The 26,636-nt window shown below is 66.2% G+C and carries 26 protein-coding genes; 18 read left to right on the top strand and 8 right to left on the bottom strand.

Translation table 11 applies throughout. From position 1 onward, the window contains the following. Positions 1-18 precede the first annotated feature (18 nt). The 3 genes from ACNI3Q_RS05565 to ACNI3Q_RS05555 all read left to right on the top strand — a co-directional run bounded on the left by ACNI3Q_RS05565 (position 19) and on the right by ACNI3Q_RS05555 (position 2,020). On the top strand, positions 19-1,023 hold the full coding sequence (locus ACNI3Q_RS05565) for a glycoside hydrolase family 5 protein (RefSeq protein WP_426274709.1): 1,005 nt from the start codon (positions 19-21) through the stop codon (positions 1,021-1,023). Positions 1,024-1,235: 212 nt separating this feature from the next. Further along, positions 1,236-1,784: a DUF2975 domain-containing protein gene (locus ACNI3Q_RS05560; RefSeq protein ID WP_426274707.1), complete on the top strand. Its 549-nt coding sequence runs from the start codon at positions 1,236-1,238 to the stop codon at positions 1,782-1,784. Next, a complete protein-coding gene (locus ACNI3Q_RS05555; RefSeq protein ID WP_426274706.1) occupies positions 1,784-2,020 on the top strand; it encodes a helix-turn-helix domain-containing protein in 237 nt (78 codons plus the stop codon). Before ACNI3Q_RS05560 ends, ACNI3Q_RS05555 begins: the two co-directional genes overlap by 1 nt. Before the next feature lie 138 nt (positions 2,021-2,158). Here ACNI3Q_RS05555 and ACNI3Q_RS05550 read toward each other — a convergent pair whose 3' ends face one another. Continuing rightward, positions 2,159-3,106, bottom strand: a complete 948-nt coding sequence (locus ACNI3Q_RS05550; protein ID WP_426274704.1) for an OmpA family protein — start codon at positions 3,104-3,106, stop codon at positions 2,159-2,161. Between the two features lie 163 nt (positions 3,107-3,269). After that, complete coding sequence (gene typA, locus ACNI3Q_RS05545; RefSeq protein WP_426274702.1) at positions 3,270-5,090, bottom strand: translational GTPase TypA; 1,821 nt, start codon at positions 5,088-5,090, stop codon at positions 3,270-3,272. 164 nt (positions 5,091-5,254) lie between these two features. Here typA and ACNI3Q_RS05540 point away from each other — a divergent pair, with 164 nt between their 5' ends. After that, positions 5,255-6,454: a toxic anion resistance protein gene (locus ACNI3Q_RS05540; protein ID WP_426274700.1), complete on the top strand. Its 1,200-nt coding sequence runs from the start codon at positions 5,255-5,257 to the stop codon at positions 6,452-6,454. After that, positions 6,451-7,146: a hypothetical protein gene (locus ACNI3Q_RS05535; protein ID WP_426274698.1), complete on the top strand. Its 696-nt coding sequence runs from the start codon at positions 6,451-6,453 to the stop codon at positions 7,144-7,146. Before ACNI3Q_RS05540 ends, ACNI3Q_RS05535 begins: the two co-directional genes overlap by 4 nt. 24 nt (positions 7,147-7,170) lie before the next feature. Here the strand turns inward: ACNI3Q_RS05535 and ACNI3Q_RS05530 are convergent, their stop codons facing one another. Continuing rightward, the gene (locus ACNI3Q_RS05530; protein WP_260020719.1) at positions 7,171-7,332 is read right to left on the bottom strand and encodes a DUF1674 domain-containing protein; all 162 of its coding nucleotides are present in this window, start codon (positions 7,330-7,332) and stop codon (positions 7,171-7,173) included. 70 nt (positions 7,333-7,402) lie between these two features. On the opposite strand from ACNI3Q_RS05530, the gene htpX reads away from it, so the two are divergent. The 5 genes from htpX (at position 7,403) to purH (ending at position 13,717) form a co-directional block, all read left to right on the top strand. Then, positions 7,403-8,302 (top strand): zinc metalloprotease HtpX, encoded by a 900-nt coding sequence (gene htpX, locus ACNI3Q_RS05525; protein WP_426274696.1) that lies wholly within the window; start codon positions 7,403-7,405, stop codon positions 8,300-8,302. A 6-nt stretch (positions 8,303-8,308) separates the two neighbouring features. Next, positions 8,309-9,595: an RsmB/NOP family class I SAM-dependent RNA methyltransferase gene (locus tag ACNI3Q_RS05520; RefSeq protein WP_426274694.1), complete on the top strand. Its 1,287-nt coding sequence runs from the start codon at positions 8,309-8,311 to the stop codon at positions 9,593-9,595. A gap of 95 nt (positions 9,596-9,690) precedes the next feature. Beyond that, on the top strand, positions 9,691-10,353 hold the full coding sequence (rpe, locus tag ACNI3Q_RS05515; protein WP_426274692.1) for a ribulose-phosphate 3-epimerase: 663 nt from the start codon (positions 9,691-9,693) through the stop codon (positions 10,351-10,353). Further along, positions 10,350-12,083, top strand: a complete 1,734-nt coding sequence (locus ACNI3Q_RS05510; protein ID WP_426274690.1) for a heparinase II/III family protein — start codon at positions 10,350-10,352, stop codon at positions 12,081-12,083. Before rpe ends, ACNI3Q_RS05510 begins: the two co-directional genes overlap by 4 nt. A 44-nt stretch (positions 12,084-12,127) precedes the next feature. Next, a complete protein-coding gene (purH, locus tag ACNI3Q_RS05505; RefSeq protein ID WP_426274688.1) occupies positions 12,128-13,717 on the top strand; it encodes a bifunctional phosphoribosylaminoimidazolecarboxamide formyltransferase/IMP cyclohydrolase in 1,590 nt (529 codons plus the stop codon). 18 nt (positions 13,718-13,735) lie between these two features. Here purH and ACNI3Q_RS05500 read toward each other — a convergent pair whose 3' ends face one another. Then, positions 13,736-15,550, bottom strand: coding sequence for an ABCB family ABC transporter ATP-binding protein/permease (locus tag ACNI3Q_RS05500; protein ID WP_426274686.1), 1,815 nt, complete (start codon positions 15,548-15,550; stop codon positions 13,736-13,738). A 97-nt stretch (positions 15,551-15,647) separates the two neighbouring features. On the opposite strand from ACNI3Q_RS05500, the gene ACNI3Q_RS05495 reads away from it, so the two are divergent. Both ACNI3Q_RS05495 and ACNI3Q_RS05490 read left to right on the top strand, forming a co-directional pair. After that, positions 15,648-15,884, top strand: coding sequence for a hypothetical protein (locus ACNI3Q_RS05495; protein ID WP_260020712.1), 237 nt, complete (start codon positions 15,648-15,650; stop codon positions 15,882-15,884). A 60-nt stretch (positions 15,885-15,944) separates the two neighbouring features. After that, entirely contained in the window at positions 15,945-16,331 is a 387-nt protein-coding gene (locus ACNI3Q_RS05490) for a hypothetical protein (RefSeq protein ID WP_426274684.1), read from the top strand. 10 nt (positions 16,332-16,341) lie between these two features. Here ACNI3Q_RS05490 and ACNI3Q_RS05485 read toward each other — a convergent pair whose 3' ends face one another. From ACNI3Q_RS05485 to crtY, 4 genes are all read right to left on the bottom strand, one after another. Beyond that, positions 16,342-17,289 carry a phytoene/squalene synthase family protein gene (locus ACNI3Q_RS05485; protein ID WP_426275625.1) on the bottom strand — a complete coding sequence of 316 codons (948 nt, stop codon included), beginning with the start codon at positions 17,287-17,289 and terminating at the stop codon, positions 16,342-16,344. Between the two features lie 2 nt (positions 17,290-17,291). Next, positions 17,292-17,873, bottom strand: coding sequence for an LOG family protein (locus tag ACNI3Q_RS05480; protein ID WP_426275623.1), 582 nt, complete (start codon positions 17,871-17,873; stop codon positions 17,292-17,294). Positions 17,874-17,946: 73 nt separating this feature from the next. Continuing rightward, complete coding sequence (locus ACNI3Q_RS05475; RefSeq protein WP_426274682.1) at positions 17,947-19,425, bottom strand: phytoene desaturase; 1,479 nt, start codon at positions 19,423-19,425, stop codon at positions 17,947-17,949. Between the two features lie 5 nt (positions 19,426-19,430). Continuing rightward, positions 19,431-20,618 carry a lycopene beta-cyclase CrtY gene (gene crtY / locus ACNI3Q_RS05470; RefSeq protein ID WP_426274681.1) on the bottom strand — a complete coding sequence of 396 codons (1,188 nt, stop codon included), beginning with the start codon at positions 20,616-20,618 and terminating at the stop codon, positions 19,431-19,433. Positions 20,619-20,825: 207 nt separating this feature from the next. Here crtY and ACNI3Q_RS05465 point away from each other — a divergent pair, with 207 nt between their 5' ends. From ACNI3Q_RS05465 to ACNI3Q_RS05440, 6 genes are all read left to right on the top strand, one after another. After that, positions 20,826-21,371, top strand: coding sequence for a hypothetical protein (locus ACNI3Q_RS05465; protein WP_426274679.1), 546 nt, complete (start codon positions 20,826-20,828; stop codon positions 21,369-21,371). 61 nt (positions 21,372-21,432) lie between these two features. Further along, positions 21,433-23,211, top strand: coding sequence for a DNA helicase RecQ (gene recQ, locus ACNI3Q_RS05460; protein WP_426274677.1), 1,779 nt, complete (start codon positions 21,433-21,435; stop codon positions 23,209-23,211). A 12-nt stretch (positions 23,212-23,223) separates the two neighbouring features. Continuing rightward, positions 23,224-23,658 (top strand): protein tyrosine phosphatase family protein, encoded by a 435-nt coding sequence (locus ACNI3Q_RS05455; protein ID WP_426274675.1) that lies wholly within the window; start codon positions 23,224-23,226, stop codon positions 23,656-23,658. Beyond that, complete coding sequence (locus ACNI3Q_RS05450; RefSeq protein ID WP_426274673.1) at positions 23,655-24,020, top strand: hypothetical protein; 366 nt, start codon at positions 23,655-23,657, stop codon at positions 24,018-24,020. Before ACNI3Q_RS05455 ends, ACNI3Q_RS05450 begins: the two co-directional genes overlap by 4 nt. Positions 24,021-24,051: 31 nt before the next feature. Further along, positions 24,052-25,032, top strand: a complete 981-nt coding sequence (locus ACNI3Q_RS05445) for a sterol desaturase family protein (RefSeq protein WP_426274671.1) — start codon at positions 24,052-24,054, stop codon at positions 25,030-25,032. Next, a complete protein-coding gene (locus ACNI3Q_RS05440; protein ID WP_426274669.1) occupies positions 24,966-26,561 on the top strand; it encodes a GMC family oxidoreductase in 1,596 nt (531 codons plus the stop codon). Before ACNI3Q_RS05445 ends, ACNI3Q_RS05440 begins: the two co-directional genes overlap by 67 nt. Positions 26,562-26,636: the final 75 nt, after the last annotated feature.

Raw genomic sequence — 26,636 nt, 5'->3', positions numbered from 1 at the left:
CCAACAGGAGAGGAGGCCATGACCCCGATGATCGACCGCCGCACGCTGATCGGGCTGGCTGCCGCCATGCCGCTGGCCGCCCCGTCCCTTGCCGCTCCATCTCTGGCCGCGCAGCCGGCGACGGCCGTTGCGCGGCACGGCATCCTTGAGGTGAGGGACGGCCGCCTGACCGATCAGTCAGGAAAGCCGGTCACGTTGCGCGGCATGTCGCTGTTCTGGAGCCAGTGGATCGCAAAATACTGGAACGAGGCGACGATCCGGCGGCTGCGCGACGATTGGGGCATCACCCTGATCCGCGCGGCGGTGGCCGTGGATCAGGGCGGCTATCGCGAACATCCCGACCGGGAATGGGCAAAGCTGGAAACGGTGGTCGATGCCGCTGTGGCACTGGGCCTGTATGTCATCGTGGACTGGCATGCGCATGAACCGCACCCGGCCGATGCCGCTGCCTTTTTTGCCCGGGTGGCGCAGCGATGGGGCGCGTTGCCCAACCTGATCTACGAACCCTATAACGAGCCGCTGCAGAACCATGGCTGGTCGGATGTGCTAAAGCCCTATCACCGGCAGGTGCTGGCCAGCATCCGCGCCCATGATGCGCGAAATCTGGTCGTGCTGGGCACCCGCACCTGGAGCCAGGCTGTCGAGGAGGCGGCGGCCGATCCGGTTGCCGATCCCAACATCGCCTATACGCTGCATTATTACGCAGCCACGCATAAGCAATGGCTGCGCGATGCGGCCGACCGGGCGCTGGCGAGGGGCGCGGCGCTGTTCGTCACCGAATATGGCGTCACCGAAGCCAGCGGCGATCGCTCGATCGACGCGGCAGAGGCGCAGGCGTGGTGGGACTGGATGGAAGCGCGCGGGATCAGCCACGCCAACTGGTCGGTCAGCGACAAGGCGGAATTATGCTCGATCTTTACGCCGGGAACGACAACCGATGGTCGCTGGACCGATGCCAACATCACGACCGCGGGGCAGCTGGTCAGGAACGAATTGCGTCGCCGAAGCTCAGCTGCAGCATGATCCTGCCCCGCTGTGCTGGCGCCTTCCGGATTCAGGCCGAACCAGTCGCGGCAGGGCAGCCCGTGATGTCGTCGGCTGCGCGGGTCCACCCGCCCGCTTTTTTGCCGATTATTGTTTAACGGTATCACCTATATCGAAAAGCAATAAAACCGATTGACGCTGCTACCGCATTGGCATATCGAAAAACAATAACGACAACATCGAGGTTCGATATGACCAAGGTTCAGGATACTGCAGCGGGCGGCGCGCTGATCGCGATCGCCGCCGTTGTCACCCGCATCATCACCCTTTTCCTGTGGTTCGCGCTTGGCGTCGTGCTGCTGGCCATCCCGACGGTCGCCCTGTTTCAAGGCCAGTTCATGCACGGCATCGCCGATGGCCTTGCGCAAAACCGCATCATCGTCGATCCGGCAAACCTGGCGTGGAAGATAATCGCCATCCTGATGGGGGCGGCCGTCACCCTGGCCCTGACCATCGCGTTCTTTACCCTGCTCTACCGGATTGCGTTGACCGTACGGGCAGGGGATCCGTTCATCGCCCGCAACGCCGAACGGCTGCGCAGCATGGCCTGGCTGTTTCTGTCGCTGGAGGTCGGGAGCGTCATTCTGGGCATCATGGCCCGCACCCTGCTGCCAATGGCCAAAGAGGGCGGCATCGATATTTCGGTAACCAGTCTGGTGGCCATCCTGGCGCTGTTCGTCCTGGCCCGCGTTTTTGAACAGGGGACGCAGATGCGCGCCGAGATCGAGGGGACGGTGTGATGCCCATCATCGTAAAGCTGGACGATCTGCTCCACGCCCGCCGCATGACCCTGTCCGATCTGTCGGAGCGGGTCGGCATCACGCTGGCCAACCTGTCCATCCTGAAGACCGGCAAGGCAAAGGCGATCCGATTTTCGACCCTGAATGCGCTGTGCCGGGAACTGGATTGCCGCCCCGGCGACCTGCTGGACCATGTGCCGGGCGATGAGGAGGCGGACGATGAAACTGACGCTTGAATTCAGCCTGCCGCCCCGGATCGTCGCGATCCTGTGCCTGGTGGCGGTGACCGTGCCCATACTCGGTTGAGCGGCGGACACCAAAAAGCGGCCCTGGTGTCAATCGCGCCAGGGCCGCTTTCTGTTATGGCAGTGCCGTTACCGGCTGGCCGATTCCATCCCGTCCAGCCCCTTGCTGACCAGAATGTTGACCGAGACGCGGCGGTTCTGCGCCTTGCCTTCCTCGGTCGTGTTGTCGGCCAGCGGATCTGCCTCCGCCATGCCGGTCGGGGTCAGCATGCGATACGGCTTCCACCCGCAGGCCTGCTGCAGGTAATTCACCACGCGGCCCGCGCGCTTTTCGCTCAGGGTCTGGTTGAATTCCTCATCGCCCGTGGAATCGGTGTAACCGACGACCAGCAGCAGCGCGTTGTCCATTGATTCGGCCTGCTGGGCGGCGCTGCAAAGTGCGGCCTTGCCTTCCTCCGACAGCACGGCCTTGCCGGTGTCGAAGTTCACATTGGTCGTCGCCTTCACATTATACTGGTCGATGTTCGCCACACGTCCGCGCAGGTCCGCAACGCGGGTCCGCACTTCCTCGGTCGCGGCGGTCTGTTCGGCGAAACGCTGGTCGGTGCCGGACCGGATCATGGATGCGACCTTCAGGTCCTTGTTCGCCAGCTTGACCTGGCTGGCGACCAGACCACCGCTCCACTGCTTGGTCTTGATCGTGACGGGCAGGCCGTTCAGCAGCGAATCGGCGGCCAGCTTGCTGCGGCCAAGGCCGAGGAAGCCGCCGCTGCCGGTGACGCGCGTGCCTTCGCTGACCAGCACGACGTTCTGCTGACCATCCTTGGTCGTCACCTGGATCTGATTGGCGTTCCGGGCGGAAATGATGCCCTGAACCTCGGGGCCTTCCGGCAGGCCGGCGGGATCGGGCACATCGCCGACGACATTGATGTCGGGACCCGACTGGGTCGGCATGGCCTGTTCCTGCGGGGCCTGTTCCTGCGGGACCTGTTCCTGGGCCATCAGGCTGGCGGGCGCCGCGCCGGCCATCAGGGCCAGCGCGATGAACATTCGGCTTTTTCCGGAAAGAGTGGACATAGGACTGCTCCTCAACACACGATGAATGACCACCATCGCGTGTTGAAATCAGCCTTTCACACAGATGAACAAGCCATCATCCGGCCTGGTTGTCGCGGCGACGTGACCAGCCCGCGCGGTGGACCGAACGGGATCGATCCGGCCGGCGCGGGCCTGTTCAGGGTCAGGCAGCGTCTTTCTTGCGGCTTGCCTTCTTGCGCTCATGCGGGTCGAGAATCGCCTTGCGCAGCCGGATTGTCTTGGGCGTCACCTCGACCATTTCGTCATCGTCGATATAGGCGATGGCCTGTTCCAGCGTCATCTTCTTGGGCGGGGTCAGGCGGATCGCATCGTCCTTGCCCCCCGATGCGCGGAAGTTGGTCAGCTGCTTCGCCTTCATCGGATTGACTTCCAGGTCATCCGTCTTGGCGTTCTCGCCGATGATCATGCCTTCGTACAGCGCCTCGCCATGCCCGACGAACAGGATGCCGCGATCCTCAAGCGACGCCAGCGCATAACCCTGTGCCTCGCCCGAACCGTTGGAAATCAGGACGCCGTTCTTGCGGCCCTCGATCGCGCCCTTGTGGGGCCCATACTTCTCGAACAGCCGGTTCATGATGCCGGTACCGCGCGTGTCGGACAGGAATTCGCCGTGATAGCCGATCAGGCCGCGCGACGGGGCGCTGAACGTGATGCGCGTCTTGCCGCCGCCGGACGGCCGCATATCGGTCATCTCGGCCTTGCGCTGGTTCATCTTGTCGACAACCGTGCCCGAAAATTCTTCGTCCACGTCGATGACGACGGTTTCATACGGCTCTTCGCGGCCATGCTCGCCATCGCGGAACAGCACGCGCGGGCGGCTGATGCCCAGTTCGAACCCTTCGCGGCGCATCGTTTCGATCAGCACGCCAAGCTGAAGCTCGCCGCGGCCGGCCACTTCATAGCTGTCGCGGTCGGCGCTTTCGGTCACCTTGACCGCCACGTTCGATTCCGCCTCGCGGAACAGGCGGTCGCGGATCATGCGGCTCGTCACCTTGCTGCCCTCGCGCCCGGCAAACGGGCTGTCGTTCACGGCAAAGCGCATCGACAGGGTGGGCGGATCGATCGGCTGTGCCTGCAGCGGCACGGTGACGCTGGTGTCGCAGATGGTGTTGGACACAGTCGCCACGGCCAGCCCGGCCAGCGAGATGATGTCGCCCGCCTGCGCCTCTTCCACCGGCACGCGGTCGAGGCCGCGGAACGCCATGATCTTGGACGCGCGGCCCGCCTCGATCACCTTGCCGTCGCTGTCGAGCGCATGGATCGGCTGGTTCAGGCGGACGGTGCCGCTTTCCACGCGGCCGGTCAGGATGCGGCCAAGGAAATTGTCGCGGTCGAGCAGGGTCACCAGGAACTTGAACTCGGCATCCGGATCGACGCTGGGCGGCGGCACATGGGCGACGATCTTTTCGAACAGCGGGGTCAGCGTGCCTTCGCGTGCTTCGGGATCATCGCTGGCATAGCCGTTGCGGCCCGAGGCATAGAGAACGGGGAAATCCAGCTGTTCGTCGGTCGCCTCCAGCGTGACGAACAGGTCGAACACCTCGTCCAGCACTTCCTGAACGCGCGCGTCGCTGCGGTCGATCTTGTTCACGACGACGATGGGGCGCAGGCCGAGTTTCAGCGCCTTGCCGGTGACGAACTTTGTCTGCGGCATCGCGCCTTCGGAGGAATCGACCAGCAGGATGACGCCGTCGACCATGCTCAGGATGCGCTCCACCTCGCCGCCGAAATCGGCGTGGCCGGGCGTGTCGACGATGTTGATGCGCGTGCCGTTCCATTCCACGCTGGTCGGCTTGGCCAGAATGGTGATCCCGCGTTCCTTTTCCAGGTCGTTGGAATCCATCGCGCGTTCTTCGACGCGCTGGTTGTCACGAAAGGTCCCGGACTGGCGGAAAAGCTGGTCCACAAGGGTCGTCTTGCCATGATCGACGTGCGCGATGATGGCGATGTTGCGCAGATTCATTCAATTTTCCCGGAAACAAGTTGGCGCGCGCATAGCCGAGTTGCCGCAGATGCGAAAGGGCAAAGGCATCAGGCCGCTTGATCGGTCAGGTGTGTTGCTTATATCATACAGTTGAAGGAAGTGCCGAACCCGGTCATGCTGGGCCACCTGGCATGGAGGAATGAATGGCCACCGAAACCGCGACTGCAACCGCCGATCTTCAGCTGACGCCGCCCGATCCGGTGCCGGTTGTGGCGGCGACCAAGGCGGCGGGGCTGGTGCCCGTGGACGAGGCCAAGCGGACCGAGCTTGAAGCGCGGGTGGACCAGTTCGTCGACGATCTGGTGGCGCAGGACGTCAATTCGCCCGAATTCGGCAAGCGCGTCGATGCGATCACCGCGATGGGGCAAAAGGAAATCCGCGAGGCGGCGGGCCAGTCCAACCGCTTCCTCGATCGTCCGGTCAAGGCGATGGACAAGGACAGCGGCATCGGCGCCGACCTGATCGAACTGCGCCGTACGGTCGAGCGGCTTGACCCCGGCGCCAATGGCAAGTTCTTCAACAAGCGCGGCTTTCTGGACCGGATCTTCGGCGACAAGATCAACAATTATTTCGACCAGTACAAATCCTCGCAAAGCCACATCAACGGCATCCTGAAGTCGCTGGCCAGCGGCAAGGACGAGCTGTTGATGGACAATGCCGCCATCGATGTGGAGCGGCAGAATCTGTGGGCGGCGATGGGCCGGCTGGAACAGATGATCCATATCAGCAAGGCGATGGACGCCCGGCTGGAGGATCGCGCCAACGATCTGGACGCGACCGACCCGGCCAAGGCCAGGGCGATTCGCGAAACCGCGCTCTTCTATGTCCGCCAGCGGACGCAGGACCTGCTGACCCAGATGGCGGTGACGGTGCAGGGCTATCTGGCGCTGGACCTGGTCAAGAAGAACAATGTCGAACTGGTCAAGGGCGTGGACCGGGCCAGCACGACCACCGTGTCCGCGCTGCGCACGGCAGTAACGGTGGCCCAGGCGCTGACCAACCAGAAACTGGTGCTGGATCAGATCACGGCGCTGAACACCACCACGGCGGGCCTGATCGATTCGACCGGCGAAATGCTGAAATCGAACACGGCGCGGATCCATGAACAGGCAGCGTCCAGCACGATCCCGCTGGAAACGCTGCAACGCGCGTTCCAGAACATCTATGACACGATGGACGCCATCGACACGTTCAAGCTGAAGGCACTGGACAGCATGAAGACCACGGTCACGACGCTGTCGAACGAGGTGGAAAAGTCCAAGGGCTATATCGCCCGTGCCGAGGGTCAGGCCGCCAATGCCGGACAGGGCGGGGCGGACCTTTACAAGCTGGAGGCGCTGTGACCGACGTCGACCGCGAGATCGAGCGGGCAAGCGCCGTGCTGGATCGCACGCGCGACCGGTATCGCGCGCGCGGACGCCAGCGGCGGGAGGCGGAGATCCTGCGCCGCCTTGGCCGGATCGCGGTGGCGGACATCGCGATCATCGTGGCCGCGCTGGCAATCGGCTGGTTCGTCCCGCTCGGCATGGGCGGCGCGTTGCTGGTGATGGGACTGCTGATCGCGGTAACGCTGTTCTTTGCGATCTTTCCGCTGGTCCCTGCGCCGACGCCCGAACGGCTGGCCGAAGTGCCGTTGAAGGCATTACCGCAGCAGACAGAGGCGTGGCTGGAACGGCAGCGGCCGCTGCTCCCTGCGCCTGCGCTCAATCTGGTGGACCGGATCGGCGTTCAGCTCGACGCGCTGGGTCCGCAGCTGGCCAAGGTGGGCGAGGGCGATCCCGCCGGGTTCGAGGTCCGCAAGCTGATCGGCGAGCAGCTGCCGGAATTGATCCGCGGCTATGAACAGGTGCCGCCGACGCTGCGCAAGGTGGAACGGCACGGCCGCACGCCGGACCAGCAGCTGGTCGATGGCCTTGCCCGGATCGATCAGGAGATTGCGGAGATGAACGCCCAGCTTGCCGAAGGGGCGCTCAATCAGCTGGCGACGCGCGAACGCTATCTGCAGATCCGCTATCAGGGCGACGGCCAGGGCTGAACCATGGCCGGTCGCGGCCGGGCATCAGAAATCGATGGCGATGCCCTTCAGCTCCCAGTCGCCATAGCGCGTCGGGCTCTGACCGTCCGGGTCCTTCTGATCCGGCTCCACCGCTTTCGGTTGCGGCACCGGCGGCGACTTGGACAGATAGGCGGGCGGCTTGATGTGGGCGGGGCGCTGGCCCATGGCAGTGGCTCCGGATGATTGCGAAATCGCAGGTTCGCTCCCAAATTAGGGGGCGAAGGAGTGTGTTCAAGTGAACGGAATGAAGACGGCGATGCTGCTGGCGGCGATGACGGCGCTGTTCATGGCGCTGGGCCTGACGCTGGGCGGCCGGGGCGGCATGATCATCGCGCTGCTGGTGGCGGTGGGCATGAACCTGTTTACCTATTGGAACGCCGACAAGATCGTCCTTCGGATGCACAATGCGCGCGAGGTGGATGCCGCCAGTTCGCCGGAATTTTACGGCATCGTCCGCGACCTGGCGCAGCGTGCCGGCCTGCCCATGCCGCGCGTCTATGTGGTGGAGGAGGCTCAACCCAACGCCTTTGCCACCGGCCGCAATCCCGAAAACGCGGCCGTCGCCGCGACCACCGGGTTGCTCCGCATCCTGGACCGGGACGAGGTCGCGGCGGTAATGGCGCATGAGCTTGGCCATGTGAAGAACCGCGACACGCTGATCATGACGATGGTCGCGACGATTGCCGGGGCCATTTCGATGCTGGCCAATTTCGGGCTGTTCTTTCGTTCGGGGGATGACCGGTCGGCCGGGATTGCCGGGTTGCTGGCGGTGCTGGTCGCGCCCTTTGCCGCGATGATCGTGCAGATGGCGATCAGCCGGACGCGCGAATATGGCGCGGACCGGGCCGGGGCGGAGATTTCCGGCAATCCCCGTGCGCTGGCCAGTGCGCTGGCCAAGCTGGCGCGGGGGGCGGAAATGATCCCCAACAGCGTTGCGCAGCGCATCCCGGCAACGTCGCAGCTGTACATCGTCCCCGGCCTGTCGCGCGGCGACAACCTGTTTTCCACGCATCCCGATACCGGCAACCGGATCGCGGCGCTGGAGGAAATGGCGCTGGAAATGGGCGATCGTCCGGTCAGCCGACCGGCAACTGGGCCGCGTGCCAGCGCGCTCGACCCCTTGCGGCGCGGCTGATCCGGCTTGGCCCGCCCCGTTCTTGCCAGCGATCCGCCCGGTGTCGCCGCCCGCCGCGCCAGCCTGAAGCTGCTTGATGCCGTGCTTCGGCGCGGCCTGCCGCTGGAGGCTGCATTGGACAGCGCGGCGGCGGGGCTGGACCGGCGTGAGGACCGCGCGCTTGCTCATGCCCTTGCCGCCAAGGTGCTGCGCTGGCTGCCCGATCTGGACGCGCTGATCGACGGGGCGACCGCGAAAAAACTGCCCGATGATGCCAAAGCGCGGTTCGTGCTGCGCATGGCGCTAGCGCAGTCGCTGGAGCTGAACACGCCCCCTCATGCCGCCATTTCGACCGTGCTGCCGCTGGTCGACGGCGGCCCGCGCAAACTGGTGCATGGCGTGTTCGGCGCGCTGATGCGGGCGGAGGCGGCGCTGCCGCCCAAGCCGACCCTGCCGGATGCGGTCGCACGCCGCTGGCGAAAGGCATGGGGCGACGCCGCCGTCCATGCTGCCGCCCGCGCACTGGCGGCTCAGCCGCCGACGGACCTGAGCCTGGCCGATCCCGCCGCGACCGATCGGCTGGCCGCATCGCTGGGCGGGCACAGCCTGCTGCCCGGCCATATCCGTGTGCCGCCGGGCGGATCAGTGCCCGCAATGGACGGCTTTGCGGAGGGCGAATGGTGGGTGCAGGATATTGCCGCATCGCTGCCCGCCCGGCTGCTCGGCGGGGGCAGCGGCACGGCGCTTGATTTATGTGCAGCGCCGGGCGGCAAGACGCTGCAGCTGGCGGCTGCCGGATGGACGGTGACGGCCGTGGATTCGTCGGAAAGTCGTCTGGCGCGACTTTCCGAAAATCTGGCGCGCACGGGCCTTGGCGCCAGCGTGGTTACCGCCGATCTTGAGCAATGGGCGCCCGATGTACCGGCGGACATCGTGCTGCTGGATGCGCCATGCAGCGCCAGCGGCATTTTCCGTCGTCATCCCGATGTCCTGTACCGGGTGCGGCCGCGCATCGTCGCCGAACTGGCCGAGCTTCAGGCGCGGCTGCTGGACCGCGCTGCCGACTGGGTGCGGCCGGGCGGCCTGATCGTTTATGCCACCTGTTCGCTGGAGCCGGAGGAGGGCGAGTCGCAGATCGAACGCTTCCTGTCCGCGCGGGGCGATTTCGCGCTGGACCCCGTGCTGCCCAGCGAGTTGCCCGAAGGCGTCGGCCCGGCCCATCCGCGCGGCTGGCTGCGCGTGCTGCCGGGGATGCTGGCGGATGCGGGCGGCATGGACGGATTTTTCATGGCGCGAATGATGCGAACTGGCTGACGCGCCTTGCGGCACTGATTCGCGGTGGTAGAGATAGGGGGTTGCTTCGCAAGAAAGCGGACCCACCCGACGTCGCCGTAATGAAAAAGAGCCGCATGACCCGCCCTGTCCGCATCGCGCCTTCCATCCTGTCCGCCGATTTTTCCCGCCTGGGCGAGGAAGTGCGCGCCATCGACGCGGCCGGCGCGGACTGGATCCATGTCGATGTGATGGACGGCCATTTCGTGCCGAACCTGACGATCGGTCCGGCAGTCATCAACGCGTTGCGCCCCCATTCGGCCAAGCCGTTCGACGTGCATCTGATGATCGCGCCGGTCGATCCGTTCCTTCAGGCCTTTGCCGATGCCGGTGCGGACTGCATTTCGGTGCATCCGGAAAGCGGCCCGCATCTGCACCGCACGCTGCAGACGATCCGTGGCCTGGGCAAGCGGGCGGGCGTGGTGCTCAATCCCGCAACGCCGCTGTCCGCCATTGCCCATGTCACCGACCTGATCGATCTGGTGCTGGTGATGAGCGTCAATCCCGGATTTGGCGGGCAGAAGTTCATTGAAAGCCAGCTGGACAAGATTGCCGATCTGCGCGCGATGATCGATGCGTCGGGCCGGGCCATCGACCTGGAGGTGGATGGCGGCATCGACCGGCAGACCGCGCCGCGCGCCATCGCGGCCGGGGCCGATGCGCTGGTGGCGGGCACCGCCACCTTTACCGGCGGTCCCGGTGCCTATGCCGACAATATCCGGGCGCTTCGGGGCGAATGAACATTCAGACGCCGCCGTCGCCGCCCGGAGACGGGATTGATGAGGGCAAGCGGCTTGTCCGCCTTGGCGGCGATCGCGGCCTTTCGCTGGCGGAACGGCTGACCGACCGGTTTCAGCGGCTGGCATGGCGCACGCCGATCCACCGGCTGGCACTGCGCGGCCGCTATCCGCTGAAACTGCTGGCGGTGGCCGATGATCCGTTCATGGGTGACGCGGCGCGCGGCAATGCGATGCTGCAGGGGATGCTCAGCTATCGCGGCGAAACGCTGAACATCGCCGGATTGTCGCTGGATCGGCCCGGTTTTTCGCGTCCCTTTGCCGAATATGTGCACAGTTTCGCCTGGCTGCGCGATCTGTCGACCGTCGCGCCGCGGGTCACCGCCGCGCCGATCGCCGAATCGATCATGCGCCAATGGCTGGATGCCCATGCCGAACGCGTCGGCGATCCGGCATGGCGTGCGGACCAATGGGGTCGCCGCATCCTGTTCTGGGTCGCGCACGCGCCGCTGATCCTGTCGAGCAGCGACCTGATTTACCGGTCCAGGGTGCTGAACACGCTGGCGCGCGGATCGCGGCATCTGGAACGGGTGGTGGACAAGGCACCGGCCGGCCTGCCGCGCATTGCCGGATGGTCAGGCATGGTCGCATCGCTGTTGATGATCCCCGGCGGCGACGGACGCCGGGCGGGGGCAGAGGCAGGGCTGGAACGCGCGCTTGGCGCATCGCAATTCGCCGATGGCGGCGTGGTTTCCCGGTCGCCCGATGCCCAGGCAGAGGCGATCATGCTGCTGACCATGCTGCGCGCCACCTATGCCGCACGCCGGCTGGATGCGCCGGGCTCGCTTGAACAGGCGCTGGTGCGGATGGTCGCCGCGTTGATCGGCCTGCGCCACGGCGATGGCGGCACTGGCAGCTGGCAGGGATCGGCACCGATGGATGCCGATGCGCTGGATCAGATCGTTGCCGCCACAGGCGTGCGCACCCGGCCGCTGCGCCAGCCGCGCGACTGGGGCTATCACAGCATCACGGCCGGCACCGCTGCCCTGATCCTGGATGCTGCGCCGCCGCCCGTCGCCCGGGTGGTGGAGGGGGGCTGCGCATCGACGCTGGCGTTCGAGCTGTCGGACGGGCCGAACCGGATCATCGTCAATTGCGGCGGCGCGCGCGGATGCCACCATTCGGTCGCCGAAATGCTGGGTGAGGGGCTGCGGACCACGGCCGCCCACTCCACGCTGGTCATCGCCGACAGCAATTCCACCGCCATCCATGCCGATGGCACGCTTGGCCGCGGGGTGGGCGAGATCGAGCTGACCCGGCAGGAAGGCGACGGATCGTCCCGGATCGAGGCGAGCCATGACGGCTATGTCCGCCGCTTCGGCTTTGTCCATCGCCGCCAGCTGATCCTGTCGGCCGAGGGACGCGATCTGCGCGGCGAAGACATGCTGTTGCCGCGCGGGCGCAAGCGGCGGGGGGACACGCCCTTTGCCGTGCGGTTTCATCTGGCGCCGGGGATCGAGGTTGCACCCACCGCCGACGGACAGGGCGCGTTCCTGCGCGTGCCGGGCGGGGCGCTCTGGCAATTCCGGGCGCGGGGTGCGGCGATGAGTGTCGAGGACAGCGTGTGGATCGACCCGCGCGGCCGCCCGCACGGCACGCGTCAGCTGGTCCTGTCCGGCGAAACGCCGCCCGGCGGCACCTCTGTCACCTGGGTTCTGCACCGCAGCCGCTGATTTGCCCTTGCCCTTCGCCCCGCGATCCTGAAAAGGCGCCGGGCATGGATATGGTCCCGCTGCGCCGCGCCCTGTTGTCGGTTTCCGACAAGACAGGCATCGTCGAACTCGCCACAGCCCTTGCCGGGCACGGCGTCGAACTGGTGTCGACGGGCGGCACGGCAAAGGCGCTGCGCGATGCGGGCCTTGCCGTCCGCGACATCAGCGACCTGACCGGCTTTCCCGAAATGATGGATGGGCGGGTCAAGACGCTGCACCCGATCGTTCATGGCGGCCTGTTGGCGGTGCGCGACAATGCCGATCATGTCGCCTCGATGCAGGCGCATGGCATCGGCGCGATCGATATCGTCGTCGTCAACCTCTACCCCTTTGCCGCGACCGTGGCCAAGGGCGCCGACCGGGACGAGATTATCGAGAATATCGACATTGGCGGGCCAAGCATGGTGCGTTCGGCCGCCAAGAACCATGCCAGTGTCGCCATCGTCACCGATCCGGCCGACTATCCGGCGCTGATCGGGGAACTGGCGGACAATGCTGGGGCAACCTCGCTCGCCACCCGCCGTCGCCTCGCGGCAAAGGCCTATGCCGCGACCGCAGCCTATGACAGCGCGATCGCGCAATGGTTCGCCTTTGCCGATCAGGGCGAGCGGTTTCCCGCCACGCTGCCGCTGGCATTCCGGCTGGGCGAAACGCTGCGCTATGGCGAAAATCCGCATCAATCGGCCGCGCTCTACCTGCCGAAAGGCCCTGCGGCGTCCGGCATTGCCCAGGCCGAACAGGTGCAGGGCAAGGAACTGAGCTACAACAATTATAACGACGCCGATGCCGCGCTTGAGCTGTTGACCGAGTTTCGCGACGGCCCGCCCACTGCGGTGATCGTCAAGCATGCCAACCCGTGCGGCGTCGCCAGCGCGGACACGCTGATCGATGCCTATCGTGCCGCATTCCAGTGCGACAGCGTATCGGCCTTTGGCGGGATCATCGCGCTCAACCGTGCGCTCGATGCAGAGACGGCGCGCGCGATTACCGAGATTTTCACCGAAGTCGTCGTTGCGCCCGGCGCGTCCGATGAGGCGCGGGCGATTTTTGCCGCCAAGAAGAATCTGCGCCTGTTGCTGGTCGGCGATCTGGCCGATCCGCGCCGCCCCGGCCTGATGGTCAAGACGATTGCCGGCGGCCTGCTGGTCCAGTCGCGTGACAATGGCGTGCTGGCCGATGTCGAACTGCGTCAGGTGACGAAGCGCGCGCCGACGGGGCGGGAACTGGCCGATGCCAAATTCGCCTGGACGGTGGCCAAGCATGTGAAGTCCAACGCCATCGTCTATGCCCGCGACGGTGCGACCGCCGGGGTAGGCGCCGGCCAGATGAACCGGCTGGAAAGCGCGCGGATCGCGGCGTGGAAGGCAAAGGACGCGGCGGAAAAGGCCGGGTGGGATGAACCGCGCACCATCGGTTCGGCGGTGGCCAGCGATGCGTTCTTCCCCTTTGCCGACGGCCTGATGGCGGCGGTCGAAGCGGGCGCGACCTGTGTGATCCAGCCGGGCGGGTCGATCCGTGATGACGATGTGATCGCCGCGGCCGACGAAGCGGGGCTGGCCATGCTGTTCACCGAAATGCGCCACTTCCGCCACTGATCGGCGGATTGGTGAGGATCACGCCTCGGCCAGCGCCGCTTCCTGTTCCTGCGCCTGACGCGCCCACATTTCGGCGTAAAGCCCGCCCTGCGCCAGCAGTTCGGCATGGGTGCCGCGTTCGGCGACCATGCCCTGGTCCAGCACGACGATCTGGTCCGCGCCGACAATGGTGGACAGGCGGTGCGCGATGATGATCGTGGTGCGCCCGCGCTCGATCGATTCCAGTGTCGACTGGATTTCATGCTCGGTTCGCGTGTCAAGCGCGCTGGTCGCCTCGTCCAGGATCAGGATCGGCGGGTTTTTCAGCAACGTGCGCGCAATCGCGACCCGCTGCTTCTCGCCGCCCGACAGTTTCAGGCCGCGCTCGCCGACACGCGTGGCATAGCCATCGGGCAGGCTGTCGATGAACGCGCCGATCGCCGCGCCGCGCGCCGCCGCCTCGATTTCCGCCTGGCTGGCGCCGTCGCGGCCATAGCCGATATTGTATCCGATGGTGTCGTTGAACAGCACCGTGTCCTGCGGGACGATGCCGATGGCGGCGCGCAGCGACTCCTGCGTCACCCGGCCGATGTCCTGCCCGTCGATCGTCACCCGCCCGCCGGTCAGGTCGTAAAACCGGTACAGGATGCGCGCCAGCGTCGATTTGCCCGCGCCCGACGGCCCGACCACCGCCAGCGTCGATCCGGGCGGAACGTCCAGGTCGATCCCCTTCAGGATCGTGCGTTCGGGGTCATATCCGAACCGCACCCCTTCGAACCGCACATGGCCGCCTGTCACGGTCAGCGGCATCGCGCCCGGCACGTCCACGACCTCTGCCGGCTGATCGATCAGGTCGAACATCGCGGCCATGTCGATCACCCCCTGACGAATGGTGCGATAGACCCAGCCCAGCATGTCGAGCGGCCGGAACAGCTGTGACAGCAGTGTCGATACCAGCACCACGTCGCCGGACGTGAATTCCCCCCGCGCCCAGCCATAGGCGACAAGCGCCATGCCGAATGCCAGCATCGCGTTGGTGATCAGCGCCTGCCCGATATTCAGCCATGCCAGCGAGTTTTCCGATCTGACCGCCGCATTGGCATAGGCGGTCATGGCGCGTTCGTACCGGTCGCCTTCGCGCTGTTCGGCGTTGAAATACTTCACCGTTTCGAAATTGAGCAGCGAATCGACCGCATGGGCGACCGCCCCGGTGTCCAGATCGTTCATCTGCTCGCGCAGCTTGGCCCGCCAATCGGTAACCCAGCGAGTAAAGGCGATATAGCCGACCACCATCGCCAGGGTGCCCGCGACCAGCCAGCCGCCGAAGCGCGATCCGAAAATCTGCAGCACCAGCGCCAGTTCCAGGATGGTCGGCGCGATGTTGAACAACAGGAAATAGAGCATGGTATCGATGCTCTTCGTCCCGCGCTCGACCACCTTGGTGATCGCGCCGGTCCGGCGTTCCAGATGAAAGCGTAGCGACAGGCGGTGCAGATGCCGAAAGGTGGCTGCGGCCAGCCGACGCGTTGCTTCCTGTCCCACGCGCTCGAAAACGACGTTGCGCAGATTGTCGAAGAACACGCCGCCAAGCCGCGCGGCTGCATAACCGATGACCAGCAGCACGACGAGCGTGACCGCCGACCGGTCGTCGATCGCCATCCGGTCCACCGCGCCCTTCAGCGCAAAGGGGGCGCCATAGACCTGCACCAGCTTGGACAGCAGGACGAACGCCATCGCCCCCACGATGCGCAGCTTCAGCCCCGGGGCATCGGTCGGCCACAGATAGGGCAGAAACCGGCGAATGGTCGGCCAGAGCGGCCGATCGGCGCTGGAAGGTTCGGAGATTGGCGGCATGGTCAAGCGCCCATGTGGGACAGCCGCCGCAAGGATGCAACGGCCCGACGGAACCGTTTGCCACTTCGCTGCATTGATGATGCAGGAGGACGGGACGATGGACCAGCTGATCTACGTCATGGCGATCCTGGGCTGCGCCGATGACGGCAGCCAGTGCCAGCGCCAGCGGATTGCCCCGACGGGGTATCAGACGGCAGCGTCGTGTCAGGCGCAGCTGGAGCCGGTGCTCGCCCGGTCCGGCGACATTCCTTATCCGACCATCGAAGTGCGGTGCGAGGCGATGAGCATCCGCGACGCCAGCCGCGCCATCGGCAAAATGCCTGTCATGGGCTGATCGACTCCCGTTCGTGCCCCCTTCCTGCTAGAATGGCGGTGTTAAAGGGGGGGACGGGGGATGGTCAGGCGAATCCTGGGGGTCATTGTCGGCATCATATTGTTCGCAGTGGGCACGACGATTGTTGAGCTGATCGGCAATGCGCTGTTTCCCCCGGCGGTGCCGATCGACATGACGGACCCGGCGGCGGTCGCCGCAGCGGTCACCGCAATCCCGCTTGGTGCAAAGCTGTTCGTGGTGCTGGCCTATTTCGCCGGCGCCCTGCTCGGTGGCTGGGTCGGGATCCGCATCGGCCAGTGGCGGGCTATCGCCTGGTGGGTGCTGGGCAGTGCGTGGATCGGCAATGTGCTCAACATCATGGCGATCCCGCATCCCGTCTGGATGATCGTCGCCTCGTTCCTATCGCCGCTGATCGGCGCGCTGCTCGCCCTGCGCCTGAGCCGTTAAGGGCGCGGCCCTAGCGCGGACGGGTCCACAGCTCGGCCGGGCGCGGCGTGCCGGCATACAGCGCCTGGCGCCGGGCCGCCTGCCCCGCCGAACGCGCGATCCAGCCCAGTTTCTGAAGCCCGCTGGTCGTCACCCGGTGATCCCAGGCGTGATCCCCCCGTGCCGCGACCTGCCGCGCAATGTCGCCATAGATGCCGGCCGCTGCCAGCACCGCCCAGGCGGAGCGAAAGGACAGCGCCGGCGTGCCGCCACGGGCGCTGGCCTCGTAACTTTCCGCCATCGTCGCCAGCCGCCGGGCAAGCACGGTCAGGCGCGAGCGGAAAGGGGGCTTCATGTGCTGACCGGGCGGGATGTCCATTTCGACCAGCCATTCGACCGGCAGGTAACAGCGCGCCGCACGGTCATCCTCCTCGATATCCCGCGCGATATTGGCCAGCTGAAACGCCAGGCCCAGGTCGCAGGCGCGATCCAGCGTCGCGTGATCATCGGGCCGCACGCCCATGATGACGGCCATCATGCAGCCGACGACCCCGGCGACGTGATAGCAATATTGCATCAGGTCGTCGGTGGTGCGCGGCCGCCATTCCTCTGCATCCAGTGCAAATCCGGCGATCAGGTCACGGGCAAAGCGGTGCGGCATCGCCGTTTCGCCCGCCACGATGCGCAGCGCATCGAATGCCGGATCGCCCACCACTTCGCCGGCCAGCGCCTGTTCAGTGCGCCGGGTGATCAGCGCCAGCCGGTCGGCGGCATCGTCCACCACCTTCATGCCATGGCCCAGTTCCTGCCCGTCGGCCTGGTCGTCGCACGCCCGGCACCAGGCATAGAGCAGCCAGGCCCGCTCCCGCGTCTGCCGGTCGAACAGCGTGCTGGCCGCGGCGAAACTTTTCGATCCCTGCCCGATGATCTCGCCGGCGGTCGCAACGATCGCAGCGCGGGCGGGCATCGGGTGGGACAGGGTCACAGGTCCTCGCGGCGCATCTGGATGATCGGCGTCGCACCCTGCCATGCCGCCATCCGGTCCAGCAAGCCGTCCAGTTCGGTATCGACGATCAACAGGCCCTGATGCTGCGGCCGGACGAACCCGACATCGCCCATCTTGTGCCAGAATTCGATCAGCCCGTCATAATAGCCCGCGACATTCAACAGGCCGACGGGATCGCTGTGATAGCCAAGCTGTGCCCAGCTCAGCGCCTCCCACAATTCGTCCATCGTGCCGGTGCCGCCCGGAATGGTGACGAACCCGTCGGCCAGGTCGGTGAACAGCGCCTTTCGTTCGTGCATGGTGCGCACGACGTGCAGCTCGGTCAGCCGCTTGTGCGCCACCTCGGCATTGACCAGTGCATCGGGGATCACGCCGATCACCTCGCCGCCCGCTGCCAGCGCGCTGTCGGCCACCGCACCCATCAGGCCCAGCTTGCCGCCGCCATAGACCAGCCCGATGCCGCGTTCCGCCAATCCGCGCCCGACATCGCGGGCGCATTGTAGATACACGGGGTCGGCGGGGCTGGCGGACCCGCAATAAACGGCCAGTCGCTTCATCGTCATGCCGCCCCGATAGGCGGGATTGCCGGGGCTGGCTAGGGCCGGGAAATGCAGGTCCCGGCCCGCCGGATCAGTCGCCCGTGCCCAGCATCAGCCGCGCCGTCGCCTTCGCGCTGCCGACGACGCCGGGGATGCCCGCGCCCGGATGCGTGCCCGCGCCCACGAAATACAGGTTCGGGATATGATCGTCGCGGTTGTGCGCCCGGAAATATGCGCTCTGCGTCAACAGCGGCTCCAGGCTGAACGCGCTGCCCAGATGGGCGTTCAGGTCCTGCACGAAATCGCTCGGCATATAGCTGAACTTGGTGACGATCCGTTCGTGAATGTCCGGGATCAGGCGACGGCCCACTTCGTCCAGGATGCGCTTTTCCAGAATGGGGCCGACCTCATCCCAGTTTGCCGGGAACTTGCCCTGATGCGGCACGGGGCACAGGGCATAAAAGGTCGAATGACCCTCTGGCGCCATTGCGGGATCGGTCACCGTCGGATGGTGCAGATACAGGCTGAAATCCTCGGCCAGCACGCCATGGTCGTAAATGTCGGCCAGCAGGCCCTTATAGCGCGGGCCGAACAGGATCATGTGGTGCGGGATGCCGGGCCAGGTGCCCTTCAGTCCGAAATGCACCACGAACAGGCTGGGCGAAAACCGCTTCTTTTCCAGCGATCCCGCCGTCCGGCGGGCCGAACGCGATCCGGACAGCAGGTCCTTGTAGCTGTGCATCAGGTCGGCATTGCTCGCCACCGCGTCGCAATCGACATGAAAGCCGCTTTCGGTCGTCACGCCGGTCACCCGGTCGCCCAGCGTGTCGATCGATGCGACGGGATCGGACAGGCGCAGCTTGCCGCCCAGCCGTTCGAACTGCGCGACCATGCCCGCCACCAGCCGGTTGGTCCCGCCCTTGGCGAACCACACCCCGCCGTCGCGTTCCAGCTTGTGGATGAGCGCATAGATGGCGCTGGTCTTCATCGGATCGCCGCCGACGAGGAGCGTGTGGAACGACAGCGCCTGGCGCAGCTTCTCGTTCTTCACAAAGCTCGACACCATTGAATAGACCGAGCGCCACGCCTGATATTTCATCAGCGCGGGCGCGGCCTTGATCATCGATGCAAAGTCGAGAAAGGCGACGTCGCCCAGCTTGACATAGCCTTCCTCGTAAACGCCCTTCGAATATTCCAGGAACCGGGCATAACCCGCGATATCGCCCGGATCGAGCTTGGCGATTTCGGCACGCAGCACCGTGTCGTCATTGGTGTAGTCGAAATTGGTGCCGTCCGGCCAGTTGAGGCGATAGAACGGGCTGACCGGCACCAGCTCGACATCGTCGGCCATCCGGTTGCCCGACAGCGACCACAGCTCCTCCAGCGCTTCGGGCGCGGTGATGACCGTCGGCCCGGCGTCGAACGTGAAGCCGTCCTTCACCCAGTGATAGGCGCGGCCACCCGGCTTGTCCCGCGCCTCCAGGATGGTGGTGTCGACGCCGGCCGATTGCAGGCGGATCGCCAGCGCCAGTCCGCCAAAGCCCGATCCGATCACCACTGCGGTTTTCAATTCATTCACTCCCTGATGGCGGCAATAGCCCGGCCAATGGGCACCGGCGGCTTGCCGGTCAAGATTCGGGCTTTGTCGAGCAATGTCGATTGACCCGCATAGAAGCGGCCAATCAATACCGGATTCAGCCGGTAGAAGCGTTCCATGACGCGGTACCGGTCACCCGGATCAGCGGCGCGGAACAGCATCTTGGTCAGCATCCGGTAAAAACCGCGCGCTTTCCACACGGACCGGGTGTAATTCAGGGTCAGGTCGTGCAGCGCAGCGCCCGACAGGTCGCCCGTCCGCGCCAGCAGCGCCGCCAGCCGGACGCTGTCGGGCAGGGAATAACCGGTCAGCGGATGGAACAGCCCGGCCCGCATCCCGCCCTTTGCCACACCGATGCCGCCCGACCGCCAATATCCATCGAAATCGCCGTCCATCGCCACGGGCAGCGCGCCCACCTCGGTCCGTGCAACGCGCTCCACCTGCCACCCCTGCGCCGCGGCATAATCGGCGATGCGCGGCATCAGCGGATCGCCATTCGCCCCCGGCCGGTGGCTGAGCGGCGTCAGGTCAAGGTCGGGCGTGTCGCTGTAATAGGTATCCTCGACAAACATCGTGGTGGGCGAAAAGGGCAGGCAATAGACAAAGCGATAGCCGTCGATCTGCGGCACCGTCGCGTCCATGATGACCGGATCGGGCTGATCGTGCGGGGCGGCCAGTTCCAGTTCCTGGCCGATGAACTTCTGCCAGCCGAGGTCGAGCAGGCCGGTATCGCCCGGTCCGCGACAATCGATCACGCCGCCCGCCTCGATCCGGTCGCCACTGGCCAGTTCGACATGGGTCGGTCCAACGTCGGCCACCGGTGTGCCCGTCATGATCCGGTGCGCAGGCAACCGTTCCTGCACGATCCGGTCCAGCCGCGCCGATTCGATGCTGTGATATCCCTGACCGATGATGCGTCGATGCGCGGGAAAGCGGATCGCGTGCTGTTGCCAGTGATGGACGATCAGCGGATCGACCATCCACCGGTCGGCAGCATCGATGTCGCCGGTAAAGAACGACCAGAGGTGATTGCCGCCAAGCCGTGGCCCGGCCTCGATCAGCCTTAATTCCAGGTCGGGCCGCGCGCGATGCAACGCCAGCGCGATCAGCGAACCCGCAAGGCCGCCGCCGACGACGGCCAGATCGCACCGGATGATGTTCGCCATATCGATGGCCTAGCCGATCGCCCGACACAGGGGAAGGGCGCGCAGCCTGTCGCGCTGTGCTGCAATGCACAAACTATAGAATGACGTCATGGCCGCGTTTTTCTGGACAGCCGCAGAACAGTTTTATCGATTACGCACATTTACCAATTTCTATTTGTCGAAAATCTACAATAGGGTAATAAATGTGAAACAGGAGAGGTGGTCGCAATGCGGATGCGGGTCGCAAAGGCTGATGCCGTGCACGGACAGGGTTTTCTGTCCATGGTAAAGCGGCTGTTTCTCGGTCGTCAGCCGACCGAAAGCATCGCCGACCTCTATCCCGCCACCAGTGTTACCGCGACCTGGCCGATGACGCCGCCGGTCCGCCCTGTCGCCGCGGCGCTTGACGATATTCTCTCGGCCCGCATCGCGCTCGACCTGTTTGACCTGCTGGCCGATCTGCCTGGTGGTGCCAATGCGGCAACGCTGGCCGCACGAATCAATGCGGGCGGGGAAGCGGCCGTCAGCGCCGTCGAGGTTCAGTCCACGCTGGAACAGTTGTTCGATCAGGGGCAGGTTGCCGGATATGGTCCGATCTTCTGCCTGCCGGAACGTGTGACGGCGCTGCGCACGCAATGGCTGCTGCGCGCTTCGCTGATCATGCCCGATGCCCGCCGCGATCCCGCCGCCGAGCGGCTCAAGAACGAAGCGATGGGCCGGCTGTGCCAATGGAATGGCTGGAACATGCCGATCGCGCGCGGGCTGACCAACTGATCCCGATCGGTTGATCCTGGTGCCGGTTGCCGTGGGGGTGCCTGCGGCCTAAGGGCAGGCCATGCCCGCCGATCCCATTGCCGTCCTGCAATCGCTGTTCGGCTATCCCGCCTTTCGCGGTGTCCAGCGCGATGTGATCGACCGGGTGCTGTCCGGGCGCCGGACGCTGGCCGTGATGCCGACGGGTGCAGGCAAATCGCTGACCTATCAGCTGCCATCGGTGATGCTGGACGGTACCGCGCTGGTGATTTCGCCACTGATCGCCCTGATGCACGATCAGTTGCGCGCGGCAGAGGCGGTGGGCATCCGCGCTGCGACCCTGACCAGCGTGGACGACAATCGCGCCGAAACCATTGCGCGGTTCCGGGCGGGCGAGCTGGACCTGCTGTACGCCGCGCCGGAACGGGCATCGTCCCAATCCTTTCGCGATCTTTTGGGGCAGGGCCGCATCGCCCTGTTCGCGATCGATGAGGCGCATTGCGTCAGCGAATGGGGCCATGATTTCCGCCCGGATTACCGGCTGCTCCGGCCGCTGTTCGATGCCTTTCCGTCCGTCCCGCGCCTTGCGCTGACGGCGACGGCCGATGCGCATACCCGCGCCGATATCCTGGAACAGCTGGGCATCCCCGCCGATGGGATGATCGTCGCCGGGTTCGACCGGCCCAATATCCGCTACAGCATCGCCCCGCGCGATCAGGGGACGCGCCAGATCCTGCGGGTGATCGAGGATAATCCCGGCCCCGGCATCGTCTATGCGCCCACCCGCGCCGCTGCCGAACGGCTTGCGGACAGTCTGGCGGCGTCGGGCCGGCCGACCCGCGCCTATCATGCCGGGCTGGACCCGTCGGTGCGCGCCGCCAATCAGGCCGCGTTCGTCGCCAGCGAGGACATGGTCATCTGTGCCACCGTCGCGTTCGGCATGGGCATCGACAAACCCGATGTCCGCTTTGTCGCCCATGCCGCGCTGCCCAAATCGATCGAGGGCTATTATCAGGAAACCGGCCGCGCCGGCCGCGACGGCGATCCGGCGACGGCGCATCTGTTCTGGGGCGCGGACGATTTCGCCCGTGCGCGCCAGCGGATCGGCGAGATGGATCAGGGCCGCCATGCGGGCGAGCGGGCACGGCTGGGGGCGCTCGGCGCGCTGGTGGAAACCGCCGGATGCCGGCGTCAGCTGCTGCTTGCCCATTTCGGCGAAACGCTCGCCAGCCCCTGTGGAAACTGCGACAACTGCATCGATCCGCCCCAGGCGATCGACGCAACGGTGGCGGCACAGAAATATCTGTCCGCCGTCTATCGCACCGGCCAGAGTTTCGGCGCGGGCTATATCGAAAGCGTGCTGACCGGCAAATCGACCGAGCGCAGCCTGATGAACGGGCATGAACGGCTGTCCGTCTGGGGCATTGCCGATGCGACCGACGCGGCGCTGATGAAACCGGTGCAGCGTGCCCTGCTGGTCCGCGACGCGCTGCGCCCGACCGAACATGGCGGCCTGATGCTCGGCCCGGCGGCCCGGCCGCTGCTGAAGGGGGAATCGGACCTGCGCCTGATCGTCCCGCCAAAGGCCGAACGGCGGTCGCGGCGTGGCGGTGGGTCTGGCGGCGGCGCGAACCCCATCGGCAATCCGCTGTTCGAGGCGCTGCGCGCCCTTCGCCGCGAGATCGCCCAGGAAACCGGCCTGCCGCCCTATGTCATCTTTCACGATGCCGTGCTGCGTGATCTGGCGCTGATCCGGCCGGGCAATCGGGCGGCGATGGCGGAAATCCCGGGCATCGGCGCGCGCAAGCTGGATGCCTATGGCGATGCGTTCCTGAAGGTCATAAAGGACCACCGGGATTAAGGGAGACTGTCCATGCCGACCATCCGCCGCATCAATGACCGGATCAGCGTGGCGCCGCAGATCGACGCCGCCGATATCGCCGCGCTGAAACAGGCGGGATTCGTCGCCATCGTCAACAACCGCCCCGATGATGAGGAAACCGGCCAGCCCGCCGGGGACGCCATCCGGGCGGCGGCAGAGGCGGCGGGCCTGGCCTATACCGCCATTCCGGTCACGCATGCCGGATTTTCCCTGCCACAGGTCGAGGCGATGGCCGGCGCGCTGGCTGCGGCCGACGGCCCGGTGCTCGCCTATTGCCGGTCGGGCACGCGCAGCTGCAACCTTTGGGCATTGGCCGAGGCGCGCGGCGGCGGCGATGCTGATGCGATCATCGATGCAGGCGCGGGCGCGGGCTATGACCTGTCCGCCATCCGCCCGCTGCTGGATCAGCTGTCGCATCAGGGATGAACTGGGCGGTCTTGGCCGGGTCGCTGGTCGCCATCCTGGCGCTGGCCGGGGTTGCCCGGCTGCTCGGCCTTGGCATCGCTCAATCGCTGACCGGGGATCAGGCGTGCCGGATTGCCGCCGAACGCGTGATCGGGTTTACCGGCGACCAGGCGTTCGTCGGGGATGCCGGGCGCACCGCGCTGGTGCTGGGGCAGGGGACGGCGGTGGCCATCCGGCAGCATGGGATGGGGCTGATCGTCGCGCCGCTTGCGCTGCCGCTGGTGATGACGGGGGAACCGGACGCCATCCGCCTGGACACTGGCGACCCCCGGATCGGCGTCGTGTCGCTGCCGCGCGACCCAGCCTTACTGACATACTTGTAAGTTTCGCTGGAGCGATTAGGCTGACGGGGTCATGGAGAGGTTGCCCGATCCCGTCACGCTGGCGATCCCTGGGTTCGTCCTGCTGGTGCTGGCCGAGATGCTGGTCGCCCGGCTGCGGGACCGGGGGCGATATTGCCCGCGGGATACGCTAACCTCGCTGATGCTCGGGCTGGGCAGCACGGTCGCATCCGCCCTGGCGGCGGGTACGGTGTTCGCCATCGCGGTCTGGGTGCATCAGTTCGGGATCTTTGACATCGGCTGGCAATGGTACTGGTTTGTCGCGGCGTTCGTCCTCGACGACCTTGCCTATTATGCCTTTCACCGCAGCGCCCACCGCGTCCGCTGGTTCTGGGCCAGCCATGTGATCCATCACAGCAGCCAGCATTACAATCTGTCGACCGCGCTGCGTCAGAGCTGGACCGGTTTTTTCAGCCTGGCGTTCCTGTTCCGGCTGCCCCTGTTCCTGATTGGCTTTCCCCCTGCCATGGTGTTCTTCTGCGCCGGGCTGAACCTGATCTATCAGTTCTGGATTCATACCGAGATGATCGGGCGGATGCCGCGCTGGTTCGAAGCGGTGATGAACACGCCATCGCATCACCGCGTGCATCATGCGACCAATCCCCGCTATCTGGACACCAACTATGCCGGCGTGTTCATCGTGTGGGACCGGATGTTCGGCACGTTCACGCCCGAACGCGATGACGATCGCCCGCGCTATGGCATTGTCCACGACCTGGGGCGGTTCGACATATTGTGGGCGGCGTTTCACGAATGGAGCGCCATTGCCCGCGACCTGATCCGCGCGCCAGGCTGGGCCGACCGCTGGCGCTATATTGCGCGCGAACCCGGCTGGACGCATGACGCCACCCGCGAAACAAGCGCGCAAATCCGGGCCCGCTGGCTGGCCGCGAAACGCCGGCCCGATGCAACAGAGGATGATCGTTCATGGACGAAGCCGATATCGTCGTCGTCGGGGGCGGATCCGGGGGCTGTGCCGCCACAGGCCGCCTGAGCGAGGATCCGGCGCTGACCGTCTGCCTGCTGGAGGCGGGCGGCCGCGCCGATGGCTGGCGCACGCGGATGCCCGGCATGATGCCGTTTCAGAAGCGGACGGTGAACTGGCGGTTCGAAACCGTGCCTCAGCCGGGGCTGAATGGACGGCGCGGTTATCAGCCACGGGGCCGCGGGCTGGGCGGATCCAGCGCGATCAACGCCATGCTCTATGTCCGGGGTCATCCCTGGGATTATGATCACTGGGCCTCGCTTGGCTGTACCGGCTGGGGCTGGGACGATGTGCTCCCCTGGTTCCGCCGGGCAGAGGGCAATGCCCGCGGCGCCGATGCCTGGCACGGGGCCGACGGCCCGCTGAGGGTCAGCGACCAGAGCCATGCCCATCCGGCATGCGAAGGCTTTATCCGCGCCGCCGAACGGATGCAGATCCCGCGGAACGACGATTTCAACGGCGCGCGACAGGACGGGGCAGGGCTGTATCAGGTGACGCAGCATGGCGGCGAACGCTGGAGCGCGGCGCGCGCCTATCTCGATCCCGCTCGGGGCCGGGCCAACGTCTCGGTGCAGACGGAGACGCTGGCCGAGCGCATCCTGTTCCAGGACGGGCGTGCCGTCGGCGTCCGATACCGGCAGGGCGACCGGGTGCGCACCGTCCGTGCGCGACGCGGCGTCGTGCTGGCCGGGGGCGTATTCGGCACGCCGCAGCTGCTGATGCTGTCCGGCATCGGGCCGGCCGGCCATCTGGCCGGGCACGGCATCCCCGTGCTGATCGACCGCGCGGGGATTGGCGGCAATCTGCAGGACCATCTCGACTACACGGCCTGTTTTTCCACCCCCGGCACCGGGTTTCTGGGACGGTCGCTGGCGGGTTCGGTCAAGGGGCTGCGCGACATGGCCCGTTGGTTCGCTGCCCGCACAGGCCCCATGACGACCCCCTATGCCGAGGCGGGGGCGTTTTTCCGCACGGACCCGGCGTTGCCCGCGCCGGATATCCAGCTGCATTTCCTGATCGCGATCGTCGAGGATCATGGCCGCACCGCGGTGCCGGGCCATGGGTTCAGCTGCCATGCCTGTGTACTGCGCCCCGAAAGCCGGGGGACGGTGCGGCTGCAATCGGCCGATCCGGCCGCGCCGCCGCTGATCGACCCGGCCTTTCTGTCCGACGAGCGCGATCTTGATCGCCTGATCGCCGGGGTTCGCACCATGTACCGGATGCTGGATGCGCCGGAGGTCCGCGCCTGGGGCGGCGTGGATCGCCATCCGGTCGACCCTGAGGATGGCGCGGCGCTGGCGGCGATGATCCGGGCGCGGGCCGATACCATCTATCACCCTGTCGGCACCGCGCGCATGGGATCGGATGCGGACGCGGTCTGCGATCCCGGCCTGGCGGTGCGCGGCGTGGACGGGCTGTGGATTGCCGATGCGTCGATCATGCCGACGCTGATCGGTGGCAACACCAATGCGCCCAGCGTGATGATCGGCGAGCGGTGCGCATCCTTTGTCGCGGACCATCTGCGCCAGGCCCGTTAAGGCCCCCCGCGCCCCGTCGCGCAAACGTCGATTGCGCCTTGCCCGCGCCGCAATCCGTGCCTAGACCCGGCGCTT

The sequence above is a fragment of the Sphingomonas eleionomae genome (assembly GCF_049889035.1).
GTDB lineage: Bacteria > Pseudomonadota > Alphaproteobacteria > Sphingomonadales > Sphingomonadaceae > Sphingomonas.
The sequence above is the reverse complement of the archived record's forward strand: the minus strand, read 5'-3'. Positions and strand labels throughout refer to the sequence as shown.